This window comes from Njordella aestuarii, assembly GCF_056494165.1.
In genome coordinates this window covers 5,023,315-5,036,765 of the sequence record NZ_CM151397.1, presented here as the reverse complement: position 1 = coordinate 5,036,765, position 13,451 = coordinate 5,023,315, and the positions used below count along the sequence as shown (strand labels likewise).

The 13,451-nt window shown below is 51.2% G+C and carries 13 protein-coding genes; 4 read left to right on the top strand and 9 right to left on the bottom strand.

Annotation, left to right across the window (positions count from 1 at the left end):
* Positions 1-43: 43 nt before the first annotated feature.
* Both clpP and SH451x_RS19850 read right to left on the bottom strand, forming a co-directional pair.
* Positions 44-646, bottom strand: coding sequence for an ATP-dependent Clp endopeptidase proteolytic subunit ClpP (gene clpP / locus SH451x_RS19855; protein ID WP_479358815.1), 603 nt, complete (start codon positions 644-646; stop codon positions 44-46).
* A 124-nt stretch (positions 647-770) separates the two neighbouring features.
* Complete coding sequence (locus SH451x_RS19850; protein ID WP_479362922.1) at positions 771-1,379, bottom strand: ClpP family protease; 609 nt, start codon at positions 1,377-1,379, stop codon at positions 771-773.
* A gap of 425 nt (positions 1,380-1,804) precedes the next feature.
* Between SH451x_RS19850 and SH451x_RS19845 the strand changes: the two genes are divergently transcribed.
* Positions 1,805-2,626, top strand: a complete 822-nt coding sequence (locus tag SH451x_RS19845) for an enoyl-ACP reductase FabI (RefSeq protein ID WP_479358814.1) — start codon at positions 1,805-1,807, stop codon at positions 2,624-2,626.
* An 87-nt stretch (positions 2,627-2,713) separates the two neighbouring features.
* On the opposite strand, the gene SH451x_RS19840 is transcribed toward SH451x_RS19845, so the two are convergent.
* Positions 2,714-3,274 carry a GNAT family N-acetyltransferase gene (locus SH451x_RS19840; RefSeq protein WP_479358813.1) on the bottom strand — a complete coding sequence of 187 codons (561 nt, stop codon included), beginning with the start codon at positions 3,272-3,274 and terminating at the stop codon, positions 2,714-2,716.
* A gap of 53 nt (positions 3,275-3,327) precedes the next feature.
* On the opposite strand from SH451x_RS19840, the gene SH451x_RS19835 reads away from it, so the two are divergent.
* Positions 3,328-4,608: a nickel-dependent putative hexonate epimerase gene (locus SH451x_RS19835; RefSeq protein WP_479358812.1), complete on the top strand. Its 1,281-nt coding sequence runs from the start codon at positions 3,328-3,330 to the stop codon at positions 4,606-4,608.
* Positions 4,609-4,898: 290 nt separating this feature from the next.
* A complete protein-coding gene (locus SH451x_RS19830) occupies positions 4,899-5,234 on the top strand; it encodes a hypothetical protein (RefSeq protein ID WP_479358811.1) in 336 nt (111 codons plus the stop codon).
* 106 nt (positions 5,235-5,340) lie between these two features.
* On the opposite strand, the gene SH451x_RS19825 is transcribed toward SH451x_RS19830, so the two are convergent.
* The 5 genes from SH451x_RS19825 to SH451x_RS19805 form a co-directional block, all read right to left on the bottom strand.
* Positions 5,341-6,000: a lysophospholipid acyltransferase family protein gene (locus tag SH451x_RS19825; protein WP_479358810.1), complete on the bottom strand. Its 660-nt coding sequence runs from the start codon at positions 5,998-6,000 to the stop codon at positions 5,341-5,343.
* Between the two features lie 49 nt (positions 6,001-6,049).
* Positions 6,050-6,703, bottom strand: coding sequence for a (d)CMP kinase (cmk, locus tag SH451x_RS19820; protein WP_479358809.1), 654 nt, complete (start codon positions 6,701-6,703; stop codon positions 6,050-6,052).
* Positions 6,704-6,806: 103 nt separating this feature from the next.
* Positions 6,807-9,326, bottom strand: a complete 2,520-nt coding sequence (locus SH451x_RS19815) for a DUF4129 domain-containing transglutaminase family protein (RefSeq protein WP_479358808.1) — start codon at positions 9,324-9,326, stop codon at positions 6,807-6,809.
* On the bottom strand, positions 9,316-10,758 hold the full coding sequence (locus SH451x_RS19810) for a DUF58 domain-containing protein (protein WP_479358807.1): 1,443 nt from the start codon (positions 10,756-10,758) through the stop codon (positions 9,316-9,318). The genes SH451x_RS19815 and SH451x_RS19810 overlap by 11 nt, the downstream gene beginning before the upstream one ends.
* A gap of 64 nt (positions 10,759-10,822) precedes the next feature.
* Positions 10,823-11,764 carry an AAA family ATPase gene (locus SH451x_RS19805; RefSeq protein ID WP_479358805.1) on the bottom strand — a complete coding sequence of 314 codons (942 nt, stop codon included), beginning with the start codon at positions 11,762-11,764 and terminating at the stop codon, positions 10,823-10,825.
* A 338-nt stretch (positions 11,765-12,102) separates the two neighbouring features.
* Between SH451x_RS19805 and SH451x_RS19800 the strand changes: the two genes are divergently transcribed.
* Positions 12,103-12,285: a hypothetical protein gene (locus SH451x_RS19800; protein WP_479358803.1), complete on the top strand. Its 183-nt coding sequence runs from the start codon at positions 12,103-12,105 to the stop codon at positions 12,283-12,285.
* Here SH451x_RS19800 and SH451x_RS19795 read toward each other — a convergent pair.
* Positions 12,282-13,205 carry a sigma-70 family RNA polymerase sigma factor gene (locus SH451x_RS19795; RefSeq protein WP_479358801.1) on the bottom strand — a complete coding sequence of 308 codons (924 nt, stop codon included), beginning with the start codon at positions 13,203-13,205 and terminating at the stop codon, positions 12,282-12,284. The two genes, SH451x_RS19800 and SH451x_RS19795, sit on opposite strands and share 4 nt — an antisense overlap.
* Positions 13,206-13,451 lie beyond the last annotated feature (246 nt).

The window sequence follows — 13,451 nt, the reverse complement described above, 5'->3', positions numbered from 1 at the left end:
CATTGCCAGGCAGAGCCTGGGAACGAGAGTGGGGAGGTTGACGCTAGCTCGGAGTCGCGGTCTTTGGCATCGATTCGACGACTTTGTCGATCAAGCCATACGTAACAGCTTCTTCGGGGGCCATAAAGCGATCGCGGTCAGTATCTTTTTCGATGTTCTCGAGAGTCTGGCCGCTATGCTTGATCAAGATCTCGTTCAAGCGCTTCTTCAAACGTCGGAATTCTTTGACGTGAATATCGATCTCTTCTGCAGTTCCTTGCATTCCAGCAAGGGGCTGGTGAATCATGATCCGCGAATTCGGAAGCGAGAATCGCTTGCCCGCCGCGCCAGCAGTCAACAGCACAGCGCCCATCGACGCGGCTTGACCGATACAATAAGTCGCGACGTCGCAAGAAATGAACTGCATTGTGTCATAGATAGCCATCCCTGCACTCACCGAACCGCCGGGGCTGTTGATGTACATATGGATGTCTGCTTTCGGATCGTCCGACTGCAAGAAAAGCATCTGCGCGACTAACGCATTGGCGATTTCGTCATCAACCTGGGATCCCAGAAAAATAATTCGATCCTTGAGCAATCGCGAATAGATATCATAAGCTCGCTCTTCGCGGCCATCGCGCTCGATAACGTAAGGGATCATTGGCATTGGAATTCAGCTCCGTCAATAAATATTGGGTGTCAGTGTAAGTTCTCAGCTCAGGTCCAACCGGCGAGCAATTGTGCGTCAGCGACAGTTGGGCCTGAAGTTTTGGTCAATATTTGAATCGCAACTACTGCGAATCGGATGCTTCGGTCGGCGTCTTGGCGAGGATCTCGTCGACCAAGCCATAGTCCTTGGCAGCCTGTGCAGTTAGGAAGAAGTCGCGATCAGTATCTTTTGCGATTTCAGCGACAGATTTTCCAGTGTGATGCGCGAGAATTTCGTTCAGCATTTGTCGCATACGAAGGATCTCTGCAGCTTGAATTTCAATGTCAGAAATTTGACCGCGAACACCACCGTGAGGTTGATGAACCATGACGGTCGAATTTGGCAGGCAATAGCGTTTGCCTTTGGCGCCACCGGCGAGCAACACAGCCGCTCCGCTGGCCGCCTGACCAACACAATACGTTGAGACGGGGCATGACAACATTTGCATCGTGTCATAAATCGCCAGCGTCGATACGACTTCGCCGCCGGGAGAATTCAGATAAAAGTGAATGTCTTTCCGACGATTCTCGCTTTGCAAATAAAGTAGTTTCATGACCACTTCGTTGGCGTTACCGGTGTAAATTTCCCCCTGAAGGAAAACAATCCGATTTTCGAGCAGCAGGTCGCCGAGCGTCATTTGCCGCTGACGCTGATAGCTCTGATAAGCATGCGAATCAAGAATGGGTTGCATAAAGGGCAGGTTCACAGCGACTTCCTTCTCCGGCACTAGGTTTCTCTTTAAATTAGGCTGGATCGATCCATCAGTATCGGCCCAGAGCCCCACGTATCGACTGCGGTCTTTTCACAGTTTGCAGAACTGCTAATAGTTACGTTCTTTGCAAATCTGACAAGACCACGTACCAAACTGCATACGCCACAGGGTGGATGGTTAGTTCGATTATTGGCTAGCTAAATTTGATGACCATTTCTTTATACGAGCCTGTGTAGTATCGCTTTTCGGACTAGATGCCGGTTCTATGAAACGGCTCGCAATCGTCCACTCGTGTGCTTGCTGACGGCTAGGCAAGGTTGGCTCAACATAGCTCGTCTGGGCAGACGCATGATTGCAAGTTATGTTATCTGCCGTGGTTTTTCCAACGTAACAAGAGGCAAATAATGAAAATGTTTGAAGGCAAAAAAGGCCTAATTCTGGGTGTCGCAAATGACCGTTCGATCGCATGGGCAATTGCCAAAGAGATCATGGAGCAAGGCGGAACCTGTGGCTTTACCCACTTGCCTGACCGAGAAGATGATGATCGCAAAAAAAACCGGCTGCGCGTCAGTAAGTGCACCGATCAATATCCAGATAACGTTGCCTTTCTTGAGCCGTTGGATGTCCAGAACGACGAAAGCATTGCTAAGGTCATGAAAATGGCCGCCGACAAGCTTGGCAAGTTCGACTTTTTGCTCCACTCCATCGCGTTTGCCGACAAAACCGACTTGGATCGAGAGACAGTCGAAACGGGTCGTGATGGTTTTAAACTGGCGATGGATATCAGTTGCTATTCCTTCATTGCGGTAACAAACGCCGCGCGACCTTATTTGGCCGACAACGCGTCGGTAGCCGCGATGACGTATTTCGGCGGGGAAAAATGTGTGCCCGGGTACAACGTCATGGGGATTTGCAAGGCTGCGCTCGATGCGACCGTGCGTTATCTAGCCTACGATATGGGTCCGCACAATGTCCGTGTCAACGCAGTGAGTGCCGGTCCGCTTAAGACTCTGGCGGGTGTTGCAGCCGGTGTTGGCGAAATGCAGGAGTACTACAGCTACATGGCTCCGCTCGGACGCAACGTGACTCACGAAGAAGTCGGTCGCTCCGGCGCGTATTTGCTAAGTGACTACAGCAGTGGTATCACCGGAGAGATCTTGCACGTCGATGCAGGTTACAACATCATGGGAAGTCCCGGTCGTTTGCTTGAGCAGTTCAAGAAATAGCGGTTGACTTAGGGGAGTTACTCCCAGGAACTGTGTTCAGCAATGTTCCTGGGGTTTAAATCTGACGACTTAAGACGGCGTCGAGTTCTAGGCCATTTGGACGTCGGACATTTTTAAAACCGTTTCAATGCGTTTGAAGCCGATTCGCTCATAAAGTCGAATTGCGCTGGTGTTTTGTGTCGTTACTTCTAGTTGAACTCTACTGCAGCCGACCATAGCGAAACCGCCTAGAGATGCTGTGATGAGCGCTCGACCGATCCCCTTCCCGCGTGCTTGCGGTACGATTCCAATGTTTTGGATCGCGCCATCGACGGGACTGGCTAGCAAGCCTTGGATCGTTCCGACGGGAGAAAGTACTCCAGTCATTGGATCGCGGAGGGCTGCCAAGTATGTCGCCTCTGCTACAAAATTGCTGCGGCGTCGAATGTCGTTCATCAATTTGAGGCAACCGTCGGCTTGGGCTAGACAGGGGAAGACGGTAGCATCAATCTCATTGCGGAAAGACTCGTGTTTGACGCGAGCGTGGCTGCGTACTAAATCGTCGCTCCACGGTATCATGACGACACCTTCGGGAAGCGGCGATTGGTTCAATACAAGGTCCACGATCTCAAACTGCATGCGGTAACGTTTGAAGTAAGTCAGCGTCATCGCAGTTGCACCAAAGATTCGATTAAGAAACTAGTTTGCTAAAGTTATAAACGATGACAATTTACTTCGCACAGGGTGGTACCGACGTTGTTCTTGATTCAGAACAGATTCGAAAAGTTCTCACGGAGTTCTACGATAGATTAAGCCCGCGGAAAGTTCTAGCGTTGCCGCCTGATCAAACGCGTTTTGATTCGCGGGCGGGTGAACTTACCGATATGAGCTATCAGATTTTGGGCGATCGGTTGACCGACGTAATGCCGGCGCTTGGCACGCACGAGCCGATGACCGACAAACAGCTCGACAAAATGTTTCCCGGAACGCCCAAATCGTTGGTGCGACCACACCGTTGGCGCGACGACGTGGTGACTTTAGGCACGATTGAAAGCGACTACGTTTCTCAGGTTACGGAAGGCGCGTACGATCAGCCTTGGAAAGCGCAGACCAATCGATTACTGCTAGAGGGTGGTTACGATCTTATTGTTTCGATTGGTCAAGTCGTCCCGCACGAGGTGATTGGGATGGCAAACTACACAAAAAACGTGTTCGTTGGGGTGGGCGGCCCGGAAGGCATCAATGAAAGCCACTACCTAAGCGCCATTTACGGCATGGAACGCGTCATGGGACGCTGTGATACACCTTTGCGCCGCATCTTGAACGAAGCTGCGGACCGATACTGCCAGGATCTGCCGATCGTTTACATCCTGACAGTTATCGAATCGCAACCCGATGGCACCAAGGTGATGCGCGGGCTTTATATTGGCGACAGCCACGACGTTTTCGAGCAAGCCGGAGCCTTGTCGGCCAAGGTCAATTGCTATCGTGAAGAGACTGCGCCCCGGACGGTGGTTGTGTACATGCAACCAGACAAATATTCCAAAACTTGGATCGCCAACAAAGCTATCTACCGAACCCGCATGTTGATTGGTCAGGGGGGCCGTCTGGTGATTGTCGCTCCAGGTGTGAAAACGTTTGGGGAAGATCCTGAGGTAGATCGGCTGATTCGGAAATTCGGTTACATGACGACTCCTGAAGTGCTAGATGCGGTTAAAAATCATGACGACCTGAGAGCAAACTTAAGTGCCGCTGCGCATTTGATCCACGGCTCCACAGAAAATCGATTTGAAGTTGTCTATGCGACCGACGCGATGGCCGGTGATTTGATCCGCAGCGTTCGCTACGAGCATGCGTCGTCCCAGGAAATGCTCGACGAATTCGGGTGCGTCGGGCTGGCCGATGGTTGGCAGACTTCAAAATCGGGCGAGCCGTTTTACTTCTTGAATGATCCAGGATTGGGATTGTGGATGCACACGGGACATCCACATGCATTCAGCTAGTCGCAAGCGTTTTTCCAAACAAATGGTTGCGTCTAGAGTCTAGCTGATGGCAGCTTATCGTCAGAGTCCTGCCAATAAATCGGGTGAAGAAGTTGCTCGCAAGTAGCAGGCAAGCTCTTGACCGTCAACTCTGCGCGCGTGTACTCTTTGCATTGTGCCGCCATTGAGTGAGCTTACGAATAGACCATTCGGCTCACCAGCGAGACATCCTGCTTCGATCCTTCGCAGTTGGCGGCAAAGCTTCTGGACGATGTCCAATATTAAAACTCTAACTGCTTTGGGGTAGTATCGTGACAATTACACGAGTCGGAACGAACGCGAAATATTCAACTGGCTGGGACGCTGCTTTCGGTGGAAAGAAGGCGAAGAAGGATGCTGGCGCATCGGTCGGCAAACAGAAGGCCGCGCAGCCAAAAATGTTGACCAAGGCGAAGGCGACGACCAAGCCGAAGGCTGTGGCTGTTTCAGCAGCCAAACCTGCCTCCGTAAAACCTGCTGCGGCCAAGGCTAAAGCGACTGCAAAGCCTGTAACGAAATCAGTTCAACTAGCGAAACCTGCTGCGAAACCAGCCGCCAAGGCTGGCAAGTCAAAGGCGAAGCCCGTCGCTGCAAAGCGTGGTCGCTAATATTTCGCCCCCCACTGTTCATTCGGTGTCACTGCTGTTTTGGCACGGCAGTGATGGATTTGCAGCGGCGGAAGTTGACTGGCGGATGACGTGGGCACCCAGCACGCTAGCGTTTGCCAGCACGGAGTCTGTTCGCGTCCTCCCAGCAGCCGCGGATTGCTCCCGAGACAAGCAGGATTAATTGATCGTCGCTTATCTGCTTATACGACTCGGGCAGGATAGGTTCGCCGACAGTGGCAGCAACGCTTTGTCGGCTGGGTAAGAAAGAACCTAAACGCATGACTTCGTGAGCACCAGCGATAGCGACTGGCAAAAGGGTCGCATTGCTGCGTCGCGCAACTGCGATGAATCCGCCCTTGATCGGTAAAAGTTCGCCGTCGCGTGACCGAGTACCTTCTGGAAAAATCAGCATGGCGCGGCCATCTTTCATCCGCTGCATCATCATCTTCAACCCTTCCAAACCTCCTCGCTCGCGATCGATTGGAATTGCATCAAGCGCACGGATTAAGAATCCAAAATAAGGGTTTTTAAACAACGACTTTTTTGCAAGATATTCGAGTTTGCGGTCAAAGAGGATCCCTACCAATACTGGGTCAAGCAATGATTGATGATTCGACAAGATCATCACGGCACCTTCGCTTGGCATTCGTTCCTGCCCATGTATTCGATAGTCGAGCAGCAGGATTGCCAGCAACCGCGAAATACCGCGAACCGCGTAGTAAAAGCTGGACTTTAAGAATTGAGTAGCTTTGCCAGCAGGTTCCATGAGATTAACTTTAGGAAAGAGAGAAGAGATCGAAGCTCGTCGGTTGCTGTTACGTGCGGGAGTGACCTTGTACTATTTCCACAAGGCGTTGAACCACTTCGTCTTCCTGCATGCCGTCGGTATGCACGTAGATTGCATCGGAAGCAACGGCCAAATTACCATGTACACGCGTAGTATCTTCTGCGTCGCGTTGATCTTGATCGGCAAGTATCGCTTCCAGCTCCATATGAATTCCAGCCATCGCCAATTGCGCTTGGCGTCGTGAAGCACGCTCGATAGGCGATGCCGTCAAAAATATCTTGCAGTCAGCATTTGGAAAGGCAACCGTGCCTTGATCGCGCCCTTCGGTAACAAAGTCACGTTGTCCGACAATCTCACGTTGTTGTCGAACCAGTTGTTGTCGAACACCTTGGTTGTCGGCGATTGCGCGGATCGAGCGACTGATTTCTGGCGTTCGAATCAGGTCTGATACGTTCTCGCCATTTAAGTAGACCTTCTCGGCATCCAACTGAATCGAGCATGCGGCGGCACACGCGGCAATTGCCGTTTCATTGCTCAAATCGATTTCCGCTCGCAAGCATGCCAGAGTCACGACGCGATACATCGCCCCAGTGTCGAGAAAATTAAAACTCAGCTCTTGGGCCAGTCTCTTTGATATCGAACTTTTGCCTGCACCGGCAGGACCATCAATCGCAATAATCATCCAACCAAATTTTCAACAAAGACGATGGCATTTCTAAAGCTCGATACAGTCGGCAATGTATGCAGCGGTACTCGAATTACGTCAAGTTCGTCGGATCGGACTTTCAATTTTGCATTTCCTGGGCAGATTTGGGATGTCCGTTGAGCTGACTTTCGCCGCGCCGGCTACGGTTTTTGGGGGAAGCAAGCAATTCTAGCGTCTTGGTAGCTTGCTCAATTCGCTGCCAGTCTTGTTCTTGCAAAGCGACATCGAAGCCGAAGCGTAATCGATAATAAATTCCCGTCAAGAATTCGAGCTCGGGCGGAGCTCCCGGAAATTGATCAGGACGTTGAGCAAAATATTGCATGGCGTCGTTCGCGAACTCGAGTGGAGTCTGATTTGGTTTGCGACGCAAGTTCAGACGAGCTAATGCGCGGACAATTCGACGATAAAAGTTCGATTCGACGTGACGTCCATTTTGTAGTTCGCGAGATTTCCAGCCAAACAGTGAGAACTTTCTCATAACGTATTCAAAGGCTTTGTAGGCTACGAAACCGACGATTGATAACAGAGAAAGTAGTACCGCAGCTTGCCATGAAAACCACTGGTCGGGCGACAATAGACCGCCGACTAGCTGGTTGTTTTGCAGCGACAGAATTGTCTGTTCAATGTTACGCCAGATTTGGGCAAAGGAGCCGTTGCCTTCGACGGTAAAGAATTGCAACATCTGCGGTTGATTGGAATTATCAACGTTCATGACATAGTCTTGCCAGAGTTGCTGTAGTGACTCGAATTGCCCCTGATTCGACCTGATAGAACCACCGGCGTTCGAACCCTCTCCGGGTGGAGTTGGATCTAGGCGAAGCCAAGCTCCAGATTCTACGCTATCAGGGACGTCGATACCCGCTGCCAAGAGGTCCTCTTTCTGCAAGTACGCTTCAACCCAAGCGTGAGCGTGTTTTTGGCGAACTAGGAAATACATCCCGGTGCCGTTGAAGTCGCTCGGGCGAAACCCCAGCACAATGCGTGACGGGATATCCATCGATCTCAAGAACATGGCCATGGTCGATGCGAAATATTGGCAATGACCGCTCTTGTGATTGCCGGCAAAGTCTTCGATCGGATCGACTTCGATCTGACGATTAGGACTTGGAGCGAGAGAATATTTGAATTCACCGGAGGCGGCTAAGTAGTCCTCCAGCATCAGCACTTTGTTGACTGGGTTATCAGAGCGATCTTTTTCTAAGATTCGGTCCCGTAAAGCGAGTAGCTTTGGGAAGATATCCGTTTCAATTTTTGCGAGGTGGGCGAGGTGAAAGCTAGAGGCAGTCTTCAACGCAGAATCAACGGCAACTTTTTCAAGGCAATCGGATAAAACGGGTAACGTGCGTAACTGACGGCCGTTTTCGAAGGCATAGGTGCGGAAGCGATATTTCAGCTTTCGTCTGTTGGAGCGATTGGGATCAATCATTCGCCAATCGTAAGCGACTAACTCGGGTGGAGTATCACTCGAACCGATTTGCAGATTCGAGGGACTCGCTTTAGAAAATGGTGGCAGGCCGAAAGTAGCATCGTCAAATGGTGTCTGCTCTTCGATGACCACTTCGATCGGGTCACTCTTTTCACGCATTTGCCGCTTTATGCTGAGTGGACTAGGGGTGTCTGCTTTTAAGAATGTTTGATTCATTCCTTTGTCGATCGTTTTCCACTTTCCATCACCCATGTACGTGTGACAGAGCGAACCGCGAATGTAAGGAGGTTCGATTGGTTGGAAATCACGATCTCTGGCAACATCAATGAAGCGGATTTTTAATGCAATGGCGTTCGTTTCCAAAAGTTCGCCAACGTCATCCAGAGTGACTTCGCCAGAGAAGCCCACAGCCTGCCTATGCCAGCCCACGCTGTCGTAAGCACCGCTTTGCAGTCGCGGCAGAATGTAGAAAAACGATGCCGCAAAAACCAAAACGCTGAAAACGAACGGAACGACGCGGCGAATGCCAACGTAAGTACCACTCAACACTTCATCGTCTGCGACCGAATTGGATAGGCGCATCGTAATTCCAGCGGAAGCGAGCACAGCGGAATCTGAACTCAACACATGCTCGCGACCTGCCCAACGCATCAGTTTGGCGTAAACTGAATTTGATTCCACACCCACTGCGCCCGAGCCGAGGTTGCTAAGATACGATGCGAATGCAAATAGGGTCGCGCAGCCTATGAGCAAAACGGGGATCAGCAAGACGCCATATAGCAAGTTGTCATTTACTAACGAGGCAACAATCATCTCCAATAACAGAAAGATGCCCCACTGCTCGAAGACGCGACGATCCTTCGCCTGGAACATCAGTCCGACTTGAACGTAGATCAGCAGCTTTGCGACAGCGGTCAGCTGATCGATTTGTTTGACGAAAAAGAATTCGCCCATCGCTGTCAACGCACCCACCAGCATTGCCAAATAGGAAAGCAGGCGTGGGAGCCGAACAATCTGAAGCCAGTCGGTAACAACAAGTGAAACGGCAAGTGCACAACCGATGACAAGCGGTGGCGTGCTCGATCGCTGGCCAATACCAATCAGGCAAGACGCGATGAAAGCAAGGATCGCAAAATTAATAGTCAGCCGAACGAGTCTAGGATCACGCTTCATGGAGGAAGCCTCTTCGGAATAGCCGTACCCACTCTTGATTCGTCGTATTGACCCATCGCAAGTTAGTCAATCGCGATGAAACGTCAGTGAGCGCTTGTAATTTATCGATCTGGGAATCACGTTGGCTCCGCAGGCTAATAACTATCGTTGGTGTGCTGCGGGATACCGCCAGCAATGACTCTTGCAGGACTGTATCAAAGTTAGACTTGTTGCTTGATTCTGCTGTTGCCAAACGATCGAGTAAGGATGCCATTTGGGCCGTCGAGCTCAAGCGGAATTGCTGGTTTGTGGCACCGTCCGCAATGCTGAACCGGACGCTACCCGATTGTTGCTGAACAATGCTCCTGGCCATCGTCGTCGCCAGTTCAATAGCGATGTCGGCATATTCGTCTGTTGGATCGGGTTGACCGTTGCGAGCATTGTTCGCGACCGACTTCCAATCGGCGCGGTAGGGTTCCGTAAGGTCTAGAACGATTGCCAATTCGAAATTTTCCTGACGTTCAAACTGACGGACTAGCAACTCGTTCTTTTTGGCACTGCTGCGCCAGTGAATCAAACGCATAGCGTCGCCCTTGCGGTAACTGCGAAGTCCGAAGAATTCGCCATCACCTCCACTCATCGCCAACCGACGCTCTTGCTGACCGAGTCTTGGAAGTTCCAGCGCCTCGCGCCAGTTCGACTCCATCTGCCCCGCTGTGGGATGTACCAGGAACTTTTTGTCTGTGCCGACCGAGCGAATTCCGCGCATTAGTGAGATTGGGAACCGGGTCGACAATTCAGGTCTAGATAAAGTGTACTCACCTCGAACCCGGCAACGACAATCGTACATGATCGAGCTGCTGCTTTTAGGGAGCGTGCGTTCGATGTTAACCATCAGTGTTTGTGTGCTGACATGAGAACTACGTCGTTTTTTTCGAGAAGAAATTTTCTCGTGTGCAACAACCCACCAAGCCCCCAGCCAAGGCCGCGGGTTTGTAATCACAATTTCGATAGTAAACGGGCGTCGTGCTTCAATGTCTCTTGGGAAATTTCTGGTAAAGATGAGGCCATTAAGTGTTCGAGTGCATAGCCGCCACTGAAGAAACAGCATGGCCCCCAGCGCTCCCGCTAGCAACACTAAGAGATTGACGTTCTGAATAATTGCTGCAATTAACGAGAAAGTCATCAAGAATACAAACTGATATCCTTCGCGCGTTAATCTGGCTCTGATACGTCCTGTCGGGTTCAAGAACAACCGCTGCCAACGCCACTTCTTCCGAGACTTGGTGCGTTCGGAGTTTTGTGTCTGGTGCGGTTGTTTGTTCCCGGAAAGCAAGCGCTGCTTAGCCACGCCTGAGTCATCGCGCGTCTGTAACGCCGATTGGCTGGCAGCTGCGCGTGGTGGATTCGCAGGAATGTCTTTAGCGGATTTTGCAAGGCCTTCGTACTGCACCAGTGCCTCCGCTGTGCCACACACGCGTCAAATGAGAGAACGGTTCGGTTTCTAAACTACAATGTTAAGCCGGAACACGGACAGTATCTAGCAGGCGTCGCACAATCATCTCGACGGCCTTGCGGTCAGTACCTGCCGCCAATCCGCGCGGAACAACTCGATGAGCGATGATCGGGATTGCCAACTGCTTGACATCGTCGGGAGTCACGTAATCTCGATCGTTCGTTGTCGCCAACGCTTGCGCCGCACGATAGTAACCGAGAGCACCTCGAGTACTGACGCCAACTTGCAATTCATTGCTCGTTCGCGTCGCATCGATAATGTCTTGCATATAATCGAGTACGGAATCTTCAAAACGGACGGTTCGTACGACTTCCTGAGCCTTTAGAACTTCCGCAAGAGTGACGACTTTTTCGAGATGATCGACCGGTTCGCCCATATTATGTGTCAACAAAATGTTGCGTTCATACGATCGCTCCGGGTAGCCAATTTCAATTCTCAGCAAGAACCGGTCCAACTGAGACTCTGGTAACAGATAAGTCCCTTCGAATTCAAAGGGGTTTTGCGTTGCGATTACCAGGAAAGGCGTCGGAACTTTGTGAGCGGTTCCATCCACACTGACTTGTCTTTCGCTCATGCACTCAAGAAGAGCGGACTGCGTTCGTGGTGGAGCTCGATTGACTTCGTCGGCTAAAACAACGTTGCCAAAAACAGGGCCGGGCGAATACGTGAATTCACCAGTATTGGAGTTGTAAATGCTGCTGCCCACGATGTCGCTGGGCAAGAGGTCGGGCGTAAATTGGATACGAGAGAAATCGCCATGAATACTCTTGGCTAACGCTTTGGCGATCAATGTCTTACCAACGCCTGGCACGTCTTCCAGCAAAATATGCTCGCCCGCAAGCAAAGCAACAACAACCATTTTTACGACATCATGTTTTCCTAAAACTACGGATTCGATGTTCTGCTCGAGCCGTTCTACAAACGGCATCATCTCGTTCGTCATATCTTGCTGCTTGCTCTAGCGTGTCAGAAATGCTGTTAAGGGCGCAAACCAGTATTGTGAAACATCAAGCCCGTCGGATTCCGGTTTGCCCGTCGCAATTTCCTACCACAACATCGTAAAAGGAAATTTTAAAACGGCGAAGCAACAATGAAGCCGGAGATATCGCACCGGTACACTTTTACAGAAAAATCCAAGTTTGCCTGCTCAAATCAACTTCTGCGAGTGTTACCGGATATAAGATACACGAACTTTTCGAATCTGTGTGCAAGCCAGCACACAAAGATTTCTCGCTTCGATGCGAGCAACGAGTCCACTATTTTTGCGAGCGTGCAAAAGAAATGCTAAGGCAGGTTGCGATAGCAGCAATCGCCCAGTTCTTTGTCGAAGAAGTCCGGGAAGAAGTGCAGAAAGTCCAGCAAAATGCGATGATTCCGCCGCCCCGGCTATGGGCAACCAACTTCTGGAAAAGCGGGTTGCCGGGCGGCAACTACGGTCGGACGCTGGTGTCTAAGGTAGCCTAGACGAGCCCCATTCGTTCCTTTGGATCTTTCAATCCAGTGGCCAGCTTGGAAAGCGCTTCCGTTTCGATCTGCCTGACGCGCTCTCGAGTTAAGCCAAGCTCGGCTCCAATTTCCTTGAGCGTATGTGGGGCTGTATCATTCAGACCAAACCGCATCCGCAGCACCGTCGCTTCACGGCTGTCGAGCTCATCCAGAAGTTCCAGCGCTGTTGTCAACACGTCGTGATCGAGCAACTCTTCGTCTGGGCTTTTGAGTCGTTCGTCCATCACCATTTCGCCCAATGACCAGCCGGAGTCCGATTGATCGCTCTGAGGCGTCGCGTTGTGAATCTGGATCGCCTTTTTGATGATCGGCAACTTCTTACGCGGCAAGCCCAGCACGCGGGCGACTTCTTCCTGGGTCGGCATTCGACCAAGTTCTTCGGTCAGCCGCGCAGTTGCACGCCGCCATTTGCTCAAAAGTTCGACCATATAAGCCGGAATACGGATCGTTTTGGACGAATTGATCAGCGCTCGCTTAATCGATTGCTTAATCCAGTAGCTAGCATAAGTACTGAACCGAGTGCCCATGTTCGGGTCGAACCCTTCGACCGCTCGAAGCAGCCCAAGGTTGCCTTCTTCAATTAAATCCTGCAGCGCAAGGCCTTTGCCGACGTAACCGCGAGCGATGTTTACCACCAAACGCAGATTTGCGCGGACCATGCGGTCGCGGGCCATCACGTCACCCTCGGCAATCGCCCGGGCCAACATTTTTTCGTCGTCTGCGGTGAGAAGTTTGGTCTCGTTAATCTCGCGGAGGTAAGTTTCCAGCGGAGATTGTGGACGGTCGGAAGATCCAACTCCACGTCGCATCGCCGATATGGCGCGGACTTCTTCCAGGATTTCTTCGGATTGTTCAATAGAAGAACCGTGGTAGGTCATGGCGAACTCCTGCTTGTGGAACGAAATGAATCGATTGGCATCTGATGCGCAAGATTCCGTCCCATAGCGCAATTGATCGTCACTTCATTTATCGGCAACCTTTGCTATCTAAACCAGATTCTTCACTCGACGAACACCTGTACGGGTTTTATCGAATGCAAGCTTAACGCTCGGGGACTCCGGAACCGCGATTTTTGGGCAGTAAAGCACGCAACTCCAATTTTCAGCGGGAAGTGGCGAACGTTT

Coding starts and splice junctions, on each gene's coding strand:
- SH451x_RS19835 (WP_479358812.1), top strand. CDS start 3,328: ATGACAATTTACTTCGCACAGGGTGGTACCGACGTTGTTCTTGATTCA.
- SH451x_RS19840 (WP_479358813.1), bottom strand. CDS start 3,274: ATGACGCTGACTTACTTCAAACGTTACCGCATGCAGTTTGAGATCGTG.
- SH451x_RS19805 (WP_479358805.1), bottom strand. CDS start 11,764: ATGACGAACGAGATGATGCCGTTTGTAGAACGGCTCGAGCAGAACATC.
- SH451x_RS19825 (WP_479358810.1), bottom strand. CDS start 6,000: ATGGAACCTGCTGGCAAAGCTACTCAATTCTTAAAGTCCAGCTTTTAC.
- SH451x_RS19795 (WP_479358801.1), bottom strand. CDS start 13,205: ATGACCTACCACGGTTCTTCTATTGAACAATCCGAAGAAATCCTGGAA.
- SH451x_RS19845 (WP_479358814.1), top strand. CDS start 1,805: ATGAAAATGTTTGAAGGCAAAAAAGGCCTAATTCTGGGTGTCGCAAAT.
- cmk (WP_479358809.1), bottom strand. CDS start 6,703: ATGATTATTGCGATTGATGGTCCTGCCGGTGCAGGCAAAAGTTCGATA.
- SH451x_RS19815 (WP_479358808.1), bottom strand. CDS start 9,326: ATGAAGCGTGATCCTAGACTCGTTCGGCTGACTATTAATTTTGCGATC.
- SH451x_RS19850 (WP_479362922.1), bottom strand. CDS start 1,379: ATGCAACCCATTCTTGATTCGCATGCTTATCAGAGCTATCAGCGTCAG.
- clpP (WP_479358815.1), bottom strand. CDS start 646: ATGCCAATGATCCCTTACGTTATCGAGCGCGATGGCCGCGAAGAGCGA.
- SH451x_RS19800 (WP_479358803.1), top strand. CDS start 12,103: ATGCTAAGGCAGGTTGCGATAGCAGCAATCGCCCAGTTCTTTGTCGAA.